Below are 15508 nucleotides of genomic sequence, written 5' to 3'. Positions count from 1 at the left end.
GGACCGCGCGCCGCGTTGGATCAGATCGTCACCACGACCTTGCCGGTGGATTTCCGCGCCTTCATCAGCGCCATGGCGTCGGCGGTCTGATCCAGCGGATACGTCGCGCCGATATGAGGATGCAGCCCGCCAGCCTCGTACATGGCGAAGAGGTCGGACAGGCTGCCGGTCAGCACCTCGGGCGCGAATTGCATGTAGCCGCCCCAGTAAAGCCCGATCACGTCGAGGTTTTTCACCAGCAGGATATTGGCTGGAATCTGGGGCACCTCGCCGCTGGCAAAGCCGATGGGAATAAGCCGCCCACCGGGATTGGTGGCGCGAAGCGCGGCCTTGAACTGGTCGCCGCCCACGGCGTCATAGACCACGTCGGCGCCGCCAAGTGCCTTGACCTCGGTGCGGATATCCTGCGTTTCACTGTCGATCAGGTGGGTGGCCCCGGCGGATTTGGCGACCGCCAGCTTGGCCGTGCCACGGGCGCAGGCGATGACCTCGGCCCCCATGCGGGCGCCGATTTCAACGGCGGTCAGCCCGACACCCCCCGCCGCGCCCAGCACCAGCAGCCGCTCGCCCCTTTGCAGCCGCCCGCGATGTCCGAGCGCCAGGTGCGAGGTGCCGTAGGTCACGAGGAAGGCGGCAGCGTCCTCGAACGGCATCCCATCGGGGATGGGCGTGATCCGGTCGACCGGAAAACACCCCAATTCGGCCAGCCCGCCTTGTCCCGCGAAGACCGCAACGCGGGTGCCGGGGGCAGGGCCGTCGGTGTCGGGGCCAAGCGACTCGATTGTGCCGGCGATTTCCATCCCCATGGTGAAGGGCGGTTCCGGCGTGTCCTGATAGCGGCCCTTGACCATCAGAAGATCGGCGAAGTTCAGCCCGCAGGCCGCGATCCGCACGAGGGCCTCGCCCTTGGCCGGGGCCGGTGTGTCGATGTCCGCGATCCGTGGCGGGGTGTCGAAGCTGGTCAGGCGATAGGCGCGCATCCTGTGGTCCTTGTCTGGTCTGTTGCCGGGGCAGGCTAACGTGCCAGCGGACCGTTGCAACCGGGACAATGCGTCCTTTTGCGCGCGCTCCCGCAGAGGGTTATTGTTATTGCCAAGTATCCCGGGCGGCCTAGATCACTCCTCAGGCTTAGACGACGTCCAAAGCGGACCCGGCCCGGCGCTGCGAAGGAGATAAGAATGAAACATCCTGTCGACATCCATGTTGGCAAACGCGTCCGCCATCGTCGGTGGATGGTAGGCATGACGCAGCAGCAATTGGCCGAGCGCGTGGGGATCAAGTTCCAGCAGATCCAGAAATACGAAACCGGCATGAACCGCGTCAGTGCCTCGCGGATGTGGGACATCGCCGCCGCGCTGGAGGTGCCCGTGGCATATTTCTTCGAGGGTCTGGATGGCGGGGTGGACCCGGGCGCGACCCTGCCGGGCGATGTGCTGGCCGACAAGGAGGCGCTGGAACTGGTGCGCTCCTATTACGCGATCCCGGAAAATCAGCGCAAACAGATCTTTGAACTGGCCCGCGTTCTGTCGGGGGCGGCGGCCTGATCCGCGCTTGACGGGGTCGGGGCGGCGTGCCACCCGAGACGGGACAAACCCCGCACGAGGCCCCGCCATGTTGACCCGTTCCGATCTTTCGCAATCCCTTGCCTCCGAGCTTGTAGCCACGGGCCGGGCGCTGGCCGAGGCCGCCCGGCGCGCGACCCTGTCGCATTTTCGCAACGCGGGACTGGCTGCGGACAACAAGCTGACCGATGGGTTCGACCCGGTGACAGTGGCCGACCGCGAGGCGGAAACTGCCATGCGGGCCGTGTTGGCCGACCGACGCCCCGATGACGGGATTCTGGGGGAAGAACATGGCGTTGTCGCGGGCACCAGCGGTCTGACCTGGGTGCTCGACCCGATTGACGGCACGCGCGGGTTCATTTCCGGCACGCCCACATGGGGGGTGTTGATCGGCCTTCAGGATGCCGACGGGCCGTTCTACGGCATCATCGACCAGCCTTATATCGGCGAGCGGTTTGAAGGCGGGCTGGGGCAGGCGGCGGTATCCGGGCCGCATGGAGCGCAAGCCTTGGCGGTGCGCGGCGGGCGCCGTTTGTCCGAGGCGACGCTGTTTTCCACCTTCCCCGAGGTTGGAACCACTGAGGAGCGTCTGGCCTTCGAGCGGGTGCGCGACAGGGTCAAGCTGACCCGCTACGGCATGGATTGCTACGCCTACGGGCTGCTGGCCGCCGGGCAGGTCGATCTGGTGATCGAGGCCGGGCTGAACGCCTATGACATCTCCGCGCCGATTGCCGTCATCGAAGCGGCCGGCGGGATCGTCACCGATTGGCAGGGGCGCCCGGTGCATGAGGGCGGGCAGGTTCTGGCGGCGGCGAGTGCCGAATTGCATGGCGCCGCCCTGAAACTGCTTCAGGCGGGCTGAGGCTTGAGCCGCGCGGGCGGGCCGCGATAGGCTGGCCTCATCTGCGGCGATCCCCCCGAGTCCTTTGCCCTTTCTGTCGGTGCCGCGCCTCCCTCCACCGAAACGGGCGTCGGAGCGAAGAGGGTTGCCATGTCCGATATCATCATCAAATCTGCCGATCGCATTCTGACCATGGATGACGGAAACACGGAGCTTTCGGGCGCCGATATCCGCATTCGGGACGGGGTGATCGCCGAAATCGGTCCCGGCCTGACCGGCGGCGAGGCGCATCTGGCCGAGGGTTGCCTTGTGACGCCCGGCCTCGTGAATACGCATCACCACTTGTATCAGAGCCTGACCCGCGCGGTGCCGGAAGCACAGGACGCCCTGCTGTTTGGCTGGTTGCAGACGCTTTACCCGATCTGGTCACGCTTCGGGCCCGAGGAAGTGCATGTTTCGGCCCTGACCGGGATGGCCGAATTGATGCTGTCGGGGTGCACGCTGACCTCGGATCATCTCTATCTGTATCCCAATGGCGCGCGGCTGGACGATACCATCGCGGCAGCGGGTCTGATCGGCATGCGGTTTCATCCCACGCGCGGGGCGATGAGCATCGGTGAAAGCGATGGCGGATTGCCGCCCGATGCCTTGGTCGAGCGGGAAGAGGCGATCTTGCAGGATTGTATCCGTGTTGTCGACGCGTTCCACGATCCGGCCGAAGGGGCGATGTGCCGGGTGGGGATTGCACCCTGTTCTCCTTTCTCTGTCAGTCGTGAACTGATGCGCGATGCCGCGGCCCTGGCCCGAGACAAAGGGGTGATGTTGCACACCCATTTGGCGGAAAACGATGAAGATATCCTTTACAGCCTTGAAAAATTCGGCTGCCGGCCGGGGCAATATGCCGAAGACCTGGGCTGGACCGGCGCCGATGTCTGGCACGCCCATTGTGTGAAACTGGATGGACAAGAGATTGACCTCTTCGCCAAATCCCACACAGGCGTGGCCCATTGTCCCTGTTCCAATTGCCGCCTCGGATCTGGCATCGCGCCGGTCCGGGCGATGCGCGATGCCGGCGTCAGGGTGGGGCTTGGCGTCGACGGATCTGCCTCGAATGACAGTGGAAATCTGGTGGCCGAGGCGCGGCAGGCGATGCTGATGCAACGGGTGTCGCAAGGGGCGGACGCGATGAGCGCGCGAGAGGCGCTGCGTATCGCCACGCGTGGCGGGGCCGAGGTGCTGGGGCGTCCCGATTGCGGCCAGATCGCCGTGGGCAAGCGCGCGGACCTTGCGGTCTGGGATTTGCGCGGCGTCGAGGCGGCGGGCAGTTGGGACGCCGCAGCGATCCTGCTGGCGGGGCCCGCCAAGGTGCGCGATCTTTTCATCGAGGGACGGCAGGTGGTGGCGGGCGGCCAGGTGACAACCCTCGATCTGCCCATGGTGCTGGAACGACAACGGCGGCTGGCAACGCGCCTGATGGGGTGAGGGGCGCGACCCGTCTCAAGCCCCCCTTGAAAGGGGAGCCTTCGCCGGGCCGCATTGCCATGGACCGTTGGTTGCGGCCCGCAGTCGAATGCGGTCGGGCCTGATGCGCGGGTTCAGTTGAGTATTTCGACCAAGAAGAAGGGATCAGGCGCGCATTCCGGCCACGTAGGTCGCAGCGATGGCGCGGTCGTCGCCCATCATGATCGTGGGAAAGACCGCCTCCCAAATCGTTTCGGCGCGGGCGCTGCGTTGTGCGATTCCCGGGGTCGAGGCGAGGTCGAGCACGATGAGGTCGGCCTCCATCCCCGGCGCGATGCGGCCCACCTTGTCGTCGATGCGCAGCGCGCGGGCAGAGCCTTGGGTGGCGAGCCACAGGAGTTGGGCCGGGTGCAGCGGATTGCCCCTGAGCTGGCCGATTTCATAGGCTGCGGCCATCGTGCGCAGCATCGAGAAGCTGGAGCCGCCCCCGGTATCCGTGGCCAGCCCCACGCGAAGCGCCCCCGCAAGCCGCATGTCGAACAGCCCGGAGCCGATGAAAGTGTTGGAGGTGGGGCAGTGAACGAGGGCGGCGCCGACCTCGCTCAACCGGTCGATTTCGCGCTGTTCGAGGTGAATCGCATGGCCATAAAGCCCGCCCGCGCCCAGAAGCTCGTGCGCTTCGTAGGTGTCGAGGTAATCGCGCGCCTCGGGGAAAAGCGATTTTACCCAGGCGATTTCGTCGGTCTGCTCGCTGAGATGGGTCTGCATCAGGCACTCTGGGTGCTCGGCCCAGAGGGTGCCGAGGGCAGAGAGTTGCCCGGGCGTGGAGGTGGGCGAGAAACGCGGTGTGATGACATACCCGAGGCGGTCCACCCCGTGCCACTTTTCCAACAGCGCCTTGCTGTCGTCATAGGCCGATTGGGCGCTGTCACGCAGGCCGTCGGGCGCGTTGCGGTCCATGCAGGTCTTGCCGCCAAGCGCGCGGAGCCCGCGTTTTTTGGCCTCGTTGAAATAGGCATCGACGCTTTCGGGGTGAATGGTGCAGTAGCTCGCCACCGTGGTGGTGCCATTGGCCAGCGTCAGGTCGAAATAGCAGGCGGCGGCCTCGGCGGCATAGGCTGGGTCACTGAAACGCAGTTCTTCCGGGAACGTGTAGCTGTTCAGCCAGTCGATCAGGCGCTTGCCCCACGAGGCGATGATGCCGGTTTGCGGGTAATGGGCATGGGCGTCGATAAAGCCCGGCAGGATCAGGCCTTGACCGTGATCCACCCGCTCGGCCTGCGGGTGCCGGGCGATCAGGGCGTCGGCGGGGCCGGTGGCGGCAATCGCGCCGTCGCGGACCAGGATCGCGCCCCGGCTGTCATGATGGACCGCGTCCAGGCCCGCGACAAACGGATCGGCGGAAAAGGTCAGGATTTGCCCGATCAAAAGGGTTTCGCGCATTTTCGGGGTCCTTTGTCGGTTCCACACCTGTCATATCCTGCCCGCCGTCTCTATAGTATCCGAAAAAGCGGAAAAGACCTTAAGGGCGGGTGCGCATGGCGATAGAAGACCTCCAGAAACCGGAGCCGCAGGACGACGCCTATGCGCTCGACGCGTCGCTCTATGACAATGTTCTGGAGGCTATCGAGGCGACAGATACCGACAGGATCAAGGCCCTTTTCGAACCGCTGCACCCGGCTGACATCGCCGACCTTCTTGAACAGATGTCGCATGGCGAACGGGCTGCGCTTCTTTTGGTCTGGAGCGAAGGCATCGACGGCGAAGTGCTGTCGGAACTGGACGAGGGCATCCGGGAGGATGTGATCGAACTGCTGCCGGCGCTGCAACTGGCCGAAGCGGTGCGCGATCTGGAAAGCGACGATGTCGTCGATCTTCTGGAAGACCTTGAACAGGATCAGCAGACCGCGATCCTGAGTGCACTTGACGCCGCCGACCGGGCGGCCGTGCAAGAGGCGCTGAGCTACCCGGAATATTCCGCCGGTCGTTTGATGCAGCGCGAAGTTGTGCGGGTGCCGGATTTCTGGACCGTGGGCCAGACCATCGACTACCTGCGCGCCGAAACCACCGAATTGCCGGATCAATTCTACCACGTGATCCTCGTCGATCCGCGCATGAAACCGGTGGGCAATGTCACGCTTGGGCGGCTTTTGTCGACGGGGCGGACCGTGAGACTCAAGGATCTGGTCGAAGAGATCTTCATGGTCATCCCGGTCAGCCAGCCCGAGGCGGATGTGGCCTATGCGTTCAACCAGTATCACCTGATATCCGCGCCGGTCGTCGACGATGACGGGCGGCTGGTGGGGGTGATCACCATCGACGACGCCATGGCCGTGCTCGACGAAGAGGCCGAGGAAGACATCCTGCGCCTCGCCGGTGTGGGCGAAGGCAGCCTGTCGGACCGTGTTTTCGAGACCACCAAGCAGCGTTTTCCGTGGCTGTTCGTGAACCTGATCACGGCCATCCTTGCCTCGCTGGTCATTGCGCAATTCGAGGATACGATTGCGCAATTCGTGGCGCTGGCGGTGTTGATGCCGATCGTGGCCTCGATGGGGGGCAATGCGGGCACGCAAAGCCTGACGGTCGCCGTGCGCGCCATTGCCACCAAGGACTTGACCGGATCGAACCTGATGCGGGTGGTCATGCGCGAGGCCAGCGTTGGCCTGATCAACGGGCTGGTTTTCGCCGCCGTCATGGGCGCGGTCGGGCTGTTCTGGTTCGGCTCGCTGGCGCTTGGCGCGGTGATCGCGGTGGCGATGGTCATCAACCTCGTCATTGCCGGGTTGGCGGGCATTCTGATCCCGGTGGTGCTGGATCGGCTGGAAATCGACCCCGCCCTGGCCTCGGGGGCCTTCGTGACCACCGTGACCGACGTGGTTGGGTTCTTTGCGTTTCTCGGGCTGGCGGCGGCGGTGCTGCTTTAGTCAATCAGCCCGCAGGCACTTCGAGGGTGATGGTGCGCCCGCGTTTCACGTATTGCAGCGTGTCCTCTCCGATCGCGGCAACCTGCCCGCCATCGAGCCGATCACCCACCTCGACAGTCACGAACCGGCCCGTGGGCAAGCGGATCAACGCGCGGCGGGCCCCGGATGCGCCGGTGACACCGATCAGGTTCACGTTGCGCAGGTTGATGGCGTTTTCCTCGGTGGCGGCGCGGGTCACCGAGGCCGAGCTTGGGATGTCCGGCTGGAGGGTGTCGGACGTCGCCGTGTCGGCATCGGGCGGAACGTTTCCGGCGGCGCGGGCGGCGGCCACCATCGCCTCGATATTCGAGGGGCGGGTCCGCGGGATATAGGATACCGCCACCGCAAGAGTGCTGGCGTCGGTAATGTCGCCGGGCGTCGCATCGACGGCGGCCTCGGCGGCTGCCTGTTCCTGTAGGGATTGTGGGCGGCCTTCGGGGCGGATCGCGGCCAGTTCGTCATAGGTGATGCCGCCAAGGACGTAACGTTCCTGCTGTTCGACCAGATCGTTAGGCCGCGTGTCAGGCCGGAAGGATTGCAACAGCGCCGTTTGGACCGCCCCGGCGGTCACTGCGTCGGCGGCGGTGGCCTCGGCTTGGGCGTCGGCATCGGCTTGAACGGCGGCTTCTGCCGCGGCGGCGGCCAAGACTGCCGGTGCGTCGGTCGGGCGCGGTTCGGGCAGGACACCGGGCGGGCCGGAATAGATCAGCACGCCATAGGGGGCGAGGGTGCCATCGGGGCTGGGATCGACGAGATCCTCGGGGTTCAGGGCGACTTGCATTTCCGGGGCCAGCGGCGGCTCGAGGCCAGCGGGGCGCATGGCGGAGGGCAGCGGGCCGGAAGCGGCCAGCGCAATGGCGTCGTGGCTGTTCACATGCGGGTCGAGCCCGGCGAAGATCACGTCATCGGCGATATTGGTGTCGGGGGTGGGCAGCGTCAGGACCGGGGGACGTTGCCAAACCCCGGTGCGGGCATAGAAATTGGCGTTTTCTTCCTCTGACGGCAGCAGCGTTTCAGGATCGACCGGCGGGCCCGTGACCGGGGCAGGGTCCAGATCCAGCGGCGCGTCGATATCGGGCAGCAGGTCGGGGGCGTCCGGTGCCGTTGTGATCGGGCCGGGCAAAACCGCGTCAGGTGCAATACTCCCGAGGTCCATCGGCGAGTCAGGCTCGGCCGAGGGCGTCGTGGCCCCCGGTTCCGGCGGGGCGAGGCCGTTGGGCGCGGTTTCAGCAATGACCACAGGGTCGTCTTCGGGCGTCAGCCCCATCCAGCGGCCAAGCGCCGTTTCGGGCAGGTAGAACACTGCCCACAACCCGGCCAGGGCAAGCACGGCGAGCAGGATGAGCGTCAGGATCAGCCCGCCGCGCAGCGATGGCCCGCGCTGCGTGGCGATGGACCCGCGTGCCAGCAGGCCGCCGAGGATCGGCGCGTCCGCTTCCGAGATTTCCTGCGTCTTGCGGCGACCGCGCGAGGTGTCAAAGCGTGTGCGTTCGGGCGCGGCGGTCGGGGGCGGCGCGGCGGTTGGGGGCGTGATCACCTCGGCCAGAGCATCGCGGGCAGCGGCGTCGAGCGGCCCCTTGGGCGCGCCCTTGCGCCCGCGCAGCCCAAGCCCGCCACGGCGGCCCTTGTCCTGCGCCGGTTTGGCCGGCGTCGCCGGTTTTTCAACGGGCGGCGGGGTGATCTCGGTCTCGGCCTTTTTGGGGGTGGCCTTGGGGGCATCGCCGTCCTTGGCTTTGGGCGTTCGAGACGGTGCAAGGCCTTTCAGCCGGTTCCGGAGGCCGCCCTGCCCGGTGAGCTTTCCCTTGGCATCGGACGCCGCGTCGCGGGCCTTGGTCTGGGCCTTTTCCGATCCTGCCGAAATTTGCCGCCCCAGACTGGCGACCCGCGTCTTGAAGCTGCTGCTTGAAGGCGGCTCTGCGGTCGGCTTTTCGAATGGTTTGCGAGTCGGCAGCGGCAGCGGGTCTTTGGTCTCTGCCTTGCGGGTCTCTATTTCGGTTTTGAGCCGCGCAAGCGGGGGCATTTTCGGCTCGGGCCCGGCCTGCGCCGGGCGGCCCGGTGCCTTGGGGGTTTTGCGGCCACGTTTGCCGCGTGGGGCCTTGGCCTCGTCGTCGCTGTCCTTGGACTTGCCGCGCCCAAAGGTCGGCTGGGCGTTTTCGTCGCCGTCGTCTCGCGTGGTGCGGGGCAGGGTCGGGCTGTCGTCGGCCGCAGCAGGCCCAAAGCGCGAGCGGCGGCGGCTGACCAGCGCACCGGGCTGTCCCTCGGTCGCGCTGCGGCCCGCGCCGAAGCCTGCCGGAATCTGCAGCGGTGCGTCCACTGCCTCGGGGGGCTGGCCAGCGGCGCTGTCTTCGGCGGAAGCCGTGTCCGACGTCGGTCGGACGAGACCAGCAGACGCGGGCAGGGTCAACGTGCTGGCCGATGGGCGGGATTGGGCGCTGAGCGAGGTCTCGTCGACGCCGCTTGCGTCGGGGGTGCCCGGCGGGGCCATGATGCTTTCGCCGGGCGGTACGCCTGCCTGTGCGGTGGCCTTCGCCAGCGACCCGTCCGTATCGGTGGCGTTCTCCTCGGCAGGGTCAGGCTCTGCCATGGGCGCATCAAGCGGCGCAGCCTCGCCGGTTTGGGCGGGGTCTTTTGCGGCCTCGGTGGCAGGCACGGTGTCGTCACCGGCGTCGCTGGCCTCATCTGCGGCGGGCTCCGGTTCGGGGGGTTTGGGCTTTTGCCAGGTGTCCCGCCCGAATTCGATATCCGGAACCTCGTCGAGCCACGGCAGGCTGCGGTCAAAATGGGCGATGGTGGGATAGCGGTTGTCCAGTGGCCGCGCCGCCAGGCCAACCGGCGTGAACCCGTGTTCGACGGCGAAGGCGCGGGCTTCCTCCAAGGTCTCGTCGGCCACCACGGCCAGCTTGACCCGGCCATCCTCGACAGGCTCCAGCGGCACGAAGTCGAAGGCCAGATCGGCGACATCGTAGGGAGTCAGCCCCTCCAGCCCGGTGCGGATCTGTTCAAGCCGCTCCGCCTCGTCCGGGCCGGGTGCGGTGAGCGAGGTATAAAGCACCTGATCGTCGGGCAAGACCACCAGTGTCGGCAGATCGCCCTCGACCCGTTCCTGCGCCAGTTTGCGCAACACGACAAGGGCCGCGCCCAGATCGGGCACGTCAAGCGGAGTGTCGCCGAGCACGGCCCAATGGCCAGCCGTCTGGCGATGCGCAAGGGCGATCCCCTCGGGCGAAAGGAACAACGCGAATTGTGGTGCCATGCAACCCTCTGCCGGTCCGGGCCTCCCATATACACCGGGTTCCCGTTCGATCCTCGGCCTTATAGCAGAAAGCCGCCGGAAAAAACCCGACCCACCCGCGCCGGCTGCGGGTGGGCGGAATTTATCCTAAGCTGTTCCTATCCAACTTCAAAAGGAAAGTTCGAGGATGAAAAAGATTGCAGTCGCATTGGCGGTTCTGACACTGGCCGCACCGGCCATGGCCGCAGACATGGCGACAATGGTGGTCACAGGCCGCGCAGAGGTGGCCGCAGCCCCCGACATGGCCACGATCCGGGTGGGGGTTGTTACGCATGACGTGGCGGCGGCACGGGCGCTGGAGCAGAACAGCGCACAACTGGAACGTGTTTTGTCAGTCCTGTCGCGCGCCGGGGTCGCGTCCGGGGACATGCAGACCAGCCGCTTTCAGATCGACCCGATCTGGACCAACCGCAGCTACGATTCGCAAGACCCGGCGCGGATCGAGGGATACGAGGTCAGCAATGCCTTGTCGGTGCAGGTGATGGACCTCGACAGTCTTGGTGGCGTTCTGGATGCCGTGGCCCGCGCGGGGGCCAATGACTTCAACGGGATCGAGTTCGGATTGGAAGACCCGTCGCCGGTGCAGGATGAGGCGCGGCGCGCGGCGGTGGCCGACGCGATGGCGCGGGCCGAGCTTTATGCCGAGGCGGCCGGGGTCGAGATCCGGCGCGTTGTCGGCATTTCCGAGGGTGGCACCTCGTCTCCGGTGATGCGGGCCGACACCATGGCGATGCCGGTGATGAACGTGCCGGTGGCGCAAGGCACGGTATCGGTGAGCGCACAGGTGACGATCACCTACGAGATCGAGTAGCCTGTCGTCACATGGCCACGCGCCATGGCAAAGCCCCGCAGCGACGGCATGTCGGTGCGGGGCTTTGCCTGCGCCAAGACGGGCAAGACGGGACAGGGCCTATTTGAAGTTGCGACTGTCCTTGATCTGATCCCATGCCCAGACCACCTCTTGCAGCTGTTCTTCCTGGCTGCGGTCGCCGCCGTTCATGTCGGGATGCAGCACCTTGATCAACGCCTTGTAGGCCTTGCGGACCTCGGCCTTGGTCCAGTGATCCTTGGCCTCCAGTATCTCGATCGCGCGGCGTTCGGTGGGCGGCAGGCGGCGGCCATTGCTGGCGCCTTTACCGGGATTGCGGGTGGCGTTTCCACCCAGAACCTGATGCGGATCGTCGACGCCAAGCCGCGACCAGGCCCGTTCCTCGACCGATTTCTTGAACGTCTTGGTGGGGCGGTCCCAGACGCGGTCGCGTTCCATCTGCGCTTCCATCTCGGCTTCGGTGGTGCCTTCGAAGAAGTTCCATTTGAGATTGTATTCGCGCACGTGGTCCTTGCAGAACCAGTAATAGTCATCCAACACGTCCGGCGCCTTGGGCGCGCGGTATTGGCCGGCTTCCTCGCATCCGGGGTGCTCGCATTGCCGCTGCGACGTTTCGAAGGCGCCTGACATTCCGCGCCGCCCGGTGCGGCGCTTTTTCTTGTCCGTCGAGACGCGCAGATCGAAATTGAACGGGTCGTTATTGGCCATGGGTCATCCCTTCTCGACTCGGAGCAGGCAGTCTAGTGTTTTCCGCAGGGGAGTGAAGAGGTCAGGAGGCAGAAAGTTGAGCCGCGCAGAGAAAATACGAACCCGTCTGGAAACGGCCCTGTCTCCGCGCCGTTTGCAGGTGATCGACGAGAGCGAAAGCCATCGTGGCCATGCCGGGTATCAGGATGGCGGCGAGAGCCATTTTCGCGTCGTGATCGCGGCGGACGGGTTGGATGAAATGAGCCGCATTGCCCGCCATCGCGCGGTCCACGATGCTATCGGCAAGGATTTGTTGAGTGAAATCCATGCCTTGGCGCTGGTGGTCCAGGTCTGACGACTACTGCGCGGCGACATCCCGGCGTGGCAGGTCCGGGGCCTCTTCCTCGGGCGTTTGGACGTCTTGCGCGTCGTCCAACGGGGCCTCGCTGACGTCTGGCTCGACGGGGGGCAGGGCCGTTTCGGCGGACTGGACGTCTGGTTCGGGGGCAGGCATATCGGCGGCTTCCTGCCGTTCCCGGCGGAAGACCAGAAGGGTGTGGTAGACCGTCTGTTTCGAGGTCAGGCCAGAGCGTGTTTCGGTTGGCAGGATGTCGGCGCGGACATAGTCCCAGCCGTCCGCGCCGAGCGCATTCATGACCTGCGACAAGGCGAGGGCAAGGCGGTCTTCGGAGCGTTTCACGCCCTTGGCTTTCACCCCTTTTTCGGGGGCGGGGACCACCTTGTATTCATAATGGGCCATGTCGAAAACTGCCTTCGATCTCGTGTCAGGGGGGACATTAACGACTAAACCGTGGGGTGTAAAAGCCCTGCCGGTCACGGCGAAACGGGTGTGTCGCCCCCGGTACACCCCCCGTACACCCCCGGTGCACCCCCCGTACACCGGTTTGGCCGCTGGCCCGGCCCCCCGAAACCGGACCGGGTGTGGTTAATCCGGCCAAAGGCGGCTTAACCTTTGGGCAAGAACCCGCGGGATCAGGCGGCCGGGGTCGCCTCGTACCCCGCTTTGCGCAAAACCTCTTGCGCGGCGTCGGTCGAGGTGAAGCCGGCCAGGGCAACGGTCTTGCTTTCCAGATCGCAGGCCACGCCAAGGCCCGGTCCGGCGGCGGCCACGGCCTTTTCAATCGCGGCAACGCAATGGCCACAGCTCATGTCGGGGACAGTGAATTTCATGACAGGACTCCTTTTTTCGATGATCCGCCCTGTCAGGTAGGGTTTCCCCCAACTGGAAGGTCAAGAACAGGGACGAGCGAAATTAATCTTACGTCCTCCCTTGACCCTCCAGTAACTGGAAGCCCCATATACCTCCCATATCGGACCAAAGACGACCGGAGACCGCCATGGCAGAGACACAAACCGCAACCCTTCAAGTCGAGGGCATGAGTTGCGCATCCTGCGTGGGGCGGGTCGAGCGCGGCCTTGCCGCGCTGCCGGGCGTGTCGGACGTGGCGGTAAATCTTGCCACGGAACAGGCCCGGATGACGCTGGACGGTCCAGGGCGGTTGACCGAGGCGGTTCAGGCGCTTGACGATCTGGGCTATCCCGCCCGCACCGAAACCGTGACGCTGAGCGTCGAGTCGATGTCCTGTGCGTCTTGCGTGGGTCGGGTGGACAAGGCGTTGGAGGCGGTGCCGGGGGTGCTGGAGGTGAGTGTCAACCTTGCGGCGGAAACGGCCACGGTGACCTTTGCCGAGGGCGCGGTCAGCGTCGGCGACCTGATCCGGGCCAGCACCGATATTGGCTATCCGGCGACAGTGGCCACGGACCACGCGACCGAGGACCGCGCCAGCCGCAAGGAAGAAGAGGCGCGGGGGCTGGCCCGCCGGACGGCCTTCGCCGCGGTGTTTGCGCTGCCGGTCTTTCTGATGGAGATGGGTGGCCACGCGATCCCTGCCATCCATCACGCGATCAACGCCAGCATCGGGCAGGAGGCGAGCTGGATCATCCAGTTCTTCCTGACCACGGTCGTGCTGGTGGGGCCGGGGCGGGTGTTCTACGCCAAGGGCATTCCCGCGTTGCTGAAGGGCGCGCCGGACATGAACAGCCTTGTCGCCGTCGGCACTGGGGCGGCCTATGGCTATTCGGTGGTGGCGACCTTCCTGCCGGGGCTGCTGCCCGAAGCGGTGCGCGCGGTCTATTTCGAGGCGGCGGCCGTGATCGTCGTGCTGATCCTGATCGGGCGCTATCTGGAGGCGCGCGCCAAGGGCCGCACCGGCGCCGCGATCCAGAAATTGCTGGGGTTGCAGGCCAAGACCGCCCGTGTTTTGCGTGATGGCGAACCGATCGAGATCGAGATCGACGCGCTGGCGCTGGGCGATGTGGTGGTGGTGCGTCCGGGCGAACGTATCGCCGTGGACGGCGAGGTGACGGAAGGCCGCTCTCACGTCGATGAAAGCATGATCACGGGCGAGCCTGTGCCGGTGGAAAAGACCGACGGAGATGAGGTGACGGGCGGGACCGTCAATGGAGCAGGCAGCCTGCAATTCAAGGCCACGCGGGTGGGGGCCGAGACGACGCTGGCCCAGATCATCCGCATGGTGGAAGAGGCGCAGGGTGCCAAGCTGCCGATCCAGGGACTGGTGGACAAGATCACCCTGTGGTTCGTGCCCGCCGTGATGACCGCCGCCGTGCTGACGGTGCTGATCTGGCTGATTGTCGGCCCGACGCCCGCGCTGACGCTGGCGCTGGTGGCCGGGGTTTCGGTTCTTATCATCGCCTGCCCCTGTGCGATGGGGCTGGCGACGCCGACCTCGATCATGGTGGGCACGGGTCGCGCGGCGGAAATGGGGGTGCTGTTTCGCAAGGGTGATGCGCTGCAACGGCTGGCCTCGGTTGACGTGGTGGCGCTGGACAAGACCGGCACCGTGACCGAGGGCCGCCCGGAACTGACCGATCTGGTGCTGGCAGAGGGTTTTGACCGGGCCGATGTGCTGGCCCGCGTGGCCGCTGTGGAAGACCTGTCGGAACATCCGATTGCCGCGGCCATCGTGCGGGCGGCGCGCGCGGAAGGCGCGGGCCGGTTGCGGGCCAGCGACTTTCAGTCGATCACCGGCCATGGGGTGACGGCCAATGTGGATGGCCGCGCGGTTCTGGTCGGCGCGGACCGGCTGATGTTGCGCGAGGGCGTGGACCCCGGTGCGCTGTCTGATGCGGAAACCGACCTCGCCAGCCGTGGGCGCACGGCGCTGTTCGCGGCCATCGACGGCCGGATCGCGGCGGTGATTGGCGTGGCCGACCCGGTGAAACCCGCCAGCCGCGCGGCCATTGCCGCCCTGCATGACAAGGGCCTCAGGGTCGCCATGATCACCGGCGACAAGCGCGAAACGGCAGACGCCATCGCTGCGGAAACCGGGATCGACCACGTTGTCGCCGGGGTGCTGCCCGACGGCAAGGTCGCCGCGCTGGACACGTTGCGCGCGGGCGGCAGGCAGGTGGCCTTCGTGGGCGACGGCATCAACGATGCGCCAGCACTGGCCCATGCGGATGTGGGCATCGCCATCGGCACCGGCACGGACGTGGCGATCGAGGCCGCCGACGTGGTGCTGATGTCGGGCGACCTGCGCGGGGTGGTCAACGCGGTCGAGGTCTCGACCCGCACCATGCGCAACATCAAGCAGAACCTGTTTTGGGCCTTTGCCTATAACACCGCGCTTATCCCGCTGGCGGCGGGCGCGCTGTACCCGGCCTTGGGGTTGCTGTTGTCGCCGGTCATTGCCGCCGGGGCGATGGCGTTGTCGTCGGTCTTCGTGCTGACCAACGCGCTGCGGCTGCGCCGGATCGCGCCCGCGATGGACGAGGGCGCGCGGGTGCGCGGTGCCCCGACCGCGTCCGCCCCGGTCGCGGCAGAATGAAAGG

General features: G+C 66.2%; 13 protein-coding genes. 7 read left to right on the top strand and 6 right to left on the bottom strand.

Translation table 11 applies throughout. From position 1 onward, the window contains the following. Positions 1-20: 20 nt before the first annotated feature. A complete protein-coding gene (locus BKY27_RS11935) occupies positions 21-980 on the bottom strand; it encodes an NADPH:quinone oxidoreductase family protein (RefSeq protein ID WP_071674714.1) in 960 nt (319 codons plus the stop codon). 198 nt (positions 981-1178) lie between these two features. Here BKY27_RS11935 and BKY27_RS11930 point away from each other — a divergent pair, with 198 nt between their 5' ends. The 3 genes from BKY27_RS11930 to BKY27_RS11920 all read left to right on the top strand — a co-directional run bounded on the left by BKY27_RS11930 (position 1179) and on the right by BKY27_RS11920 (position 3885). Continuing rightward, positions 1179-1544 (top strand): helix-turn-helix domain-containing protein, encoded by a 366-nt coding sequence (locus BKY27_RS11930; protein WP_071674713.1) that lies wholly within the window; start codon positions 1179-1181, stop codon positions 1542-1544. 67 nt (positions 1545-1611) lie between these two features. After that, positions 1612-2424: a histidinol-phosphatase gene (gene hisN, locus BKY27_RS11925; protein ID WP_084667954.1), complete on the top strand. Its 813-nt coding sequence runs from the start codon at positions 1612-1614 to the stop codon at positions 2422-2424. A gap of 129 nt (positions 2425-2553) precedes the next feature. Next, the gene (locus tag BKY27_RS11920; RefSeq protein WP_071674712.1) at positions 2554-3885 is read left to right on the top strand and encodes an 8-oxoguanine deaminase; all 1332 of its coding nucleotides are present in this window, start codon (positions 2554-2556) and stop codon (positions 3883-3885) included. Between the two features lie 144 nt (positions 3886-4029). On the opposite strand, the gene guaD is transcribed toward BKY27_RS11920, so the two are convergent. Next, a complete protein-coding gene (guaD, locus tag BKY27_RS11915) occupies positions 4030-5307 on the bottom strand; it encodes a guanine deaminase (RefSeq protein ID WP_071674711.1) in 1278 nt (425 codons plus the stop codon). Positions 5308-5402: 95 nt separating this feature from the next. Between guaD and mgtE the strand changes: the two genes are divergently transcribed. Then, positions 5403-6788 carry a magnesium transporter gene (gene mgtE / locus BKY27_RS11910; RefSeq protein ID WP_071674710.1) on the top strand — a complete coding sequence of 462 codons (1386 nt, stop codon included), beginning with the start codon at positions 5403-5405 and terminating at the stop codon, positions 6786-6788. A gap of 4 nt (positions 6789-6792) precedes the next feature. Here the strand turns inward: mgtE and BKY27_RS11905 are convergent, their stop codons facing one another. Beyond that, positions 6793-10080: a hypothetical protein gene (locus BKY27_RS11905; protein ID WP_071674709.1), complete on the bottom strand. Its 3288-nt coding sequence runs from the start codon at positions 10078-10080 to the stop codon at positions 6793-6795. 166 nt (positions 10081-10246) lie between these two features. Between BKY27_RS11905 and BKY27_RS11900 the strand changes: the two genes are divergently transcribed. Further along, complete coding sequence (locus tag BKY27_RS11900) at positions 10247-10930, top strand: SIMPL domain-containing protein (protein WP_071674708.1); 684 nt, start codon at positions 10247-10249, stop codon at positions 10928-10930. 99 nt (positions 10931-11029) lie between these two features. On the opposite strand, the gene BKY27_RS11895 is transcribed toward BKY27_RS11900, so the two are convergent. Beyond that, positions 11030-11656 carry a J domain-containing protein gene (locus BKY27_RS11895; RefSeq protein ID WP_071674707.1) on the bottom strand — a complete coding sequence of 209 codons (627 nt, stop codon included), beginning with the start codon at positions 11654-11656 and terminating at the stop codon, positions 11030-11032. Between the two features lie 76 nt (positions 11657-11732). Between BKY27_RS11895 and BKY27_RS11890 the strand changes: the two genes are divergently transcribed. After that, a complete protein-coding gene (locus tag BKY27_RS11890; protein WP_071674706.1) occupies positions 11733-11990 on the top strand; it encodes a BolA family protein in 258 nt (85 codons plus the stop codon). Between the two features lie 3 nt (positions 11991-11993). Here the strand turns inward: BKY27_RS11890 and BKY27_RS11885 are convergent, their stop codons facing one another. Together BKY27_RS11885 and BKY27_RS11880 are read right to left on the bottom strand one after the other, a co-directional pair. Beyond that, positions 11994-12395: a DUF4177 domain-containing protein gene (locus tag BKY27_RS11885; protein WP_071674705.1), complete on the bottom strand. Its 402-nt coding sequence runs from the start codon at positions 12393-12395 to the stop codon at positions 11994-11996. 233 nt (positions 12396-12628) lie between these two features. After that, positions 12629-12826 carry a heavy-metal-associated domain-containing protein gene (locus tag BKY27_RS11880; RefSeq protein ID WP_071674704.1) on the bottom strand — a complete coding sequence of 66 codons (198 nt, stop codon included), beginning with the start codon at positions 12824-12826 and terminating at the stop codon, positions 12629-12631. Positions 12827-12993: 167 nt separating this feature from the next. On the opposite strand from BKY27_RS11880, the gene BKY27_RS11875 reads away from it, so the two are divergent. Further along, positions 12994-15504, top strand: coding sequence for a heavy metal translocating P-type ATPase (locus tag BKY27_RS11875; RefSeq protein ID WP_071674703.1), 2511 nt, complete (start codon positions 12994-12996; stop codon positions 15502-15504). The last annotated feature ends 4 nt before the right edge of the window (positions 15505-15508 follow it).

Origin of the sequence: Nioella nitratireducens (assembly GCF_001879715.1) — a bacterium.
GTDB lineage: Bacteria > Pseudomonadota > Alphaproteobacteria > Rhodobacterales > Rhodobacteraceae > Nioella > Nioella nitratireducens.
Note: the sequence above shows the minus strand (reverse complement) of the source record. Positions and strands in the feature narration are given on the sequence as shown.

Coding starts and splice junctions, on each gene's coding strand:
- BKY27_RS11880 (WP_071674704.1), bottom strand. CDS start 12,826: ATGAAATTCACTGTCCCCGACATGAGCTGTGGCCATTGCGTTGCCGCG.
- BKY27_RS11885 (WP_071674705.1), bottom strand. CDS start 12,395: ATGGCCCATTATGAATACAAGGTGGTCCCCGCCCCCGAAAAAGGGGTG.
- mgtE (WP_071674710.1), top strand. CDS start 5,403: ATGGCGATAGAAGACCTCCAGAAACCGGAGCCGCAGGACGACGCCTAT.
- BKY27_RS11935 (WP_071674714.1), bottom strand. CDS start 980: ATGCGCGCCTATCGCCTGACCAGCTTCGACACCCCGCCACGGATCGCG.
- BKY27_RS11920 (WP_071674712.1), top strand. CDS start 2,554: ATGTCCGATATCATCATCAAATCTGCCGATCGCATTCTGACCATGGAT.
- guaD (WP_071674711.1), bottom strand. CDS start 5,307: ATGCGCGAAACCCTTTTGATCGGGCAAATCCTGACCTTTTCCGCCGAT.
- BKY27_RS11900 (WP_071674708.1), top strand. CDS start 10,247: ATGAAAAAGATTGCAGTCGCATTGGCGGTTCTGACACTGGCCGCACCG.
- hisN (WP_084667954.1), top strand. CDS start 1,612: ATGTTGACCCGTTCCGATCTTTCGCAATCCCTTGCCTCCGAGCTTGTA.
- BKY27_RS11875 (WP_071674703.1), top strand. CDS start 12,994: ATGGCAGAGACACAAACCGCAACCCTTCAAGTCGAGGGCATGAGTTGC.
- BKY27_RS11930 (WP_071674713.1), top strand. CDS start 1,179: ATGAAACATCCTGTCGACATCCATGTTGGCAAACGCGTCCGCCATCGT.
- BKY27_RS11895 (WP_071674707.1), bottom strand. CDS start 11,656: ATGGCCAATAACGACCCGTTCAATTTCGATCTGCGCGTCTCGACGGAC.
- BKY27_RS11905 (WP_071674709.1), bottom strand. CDS start 10,080: ATGGCACCACAATTCGCGTTGTTCCTTTCGCCCGAGGGGATCGCCCTT.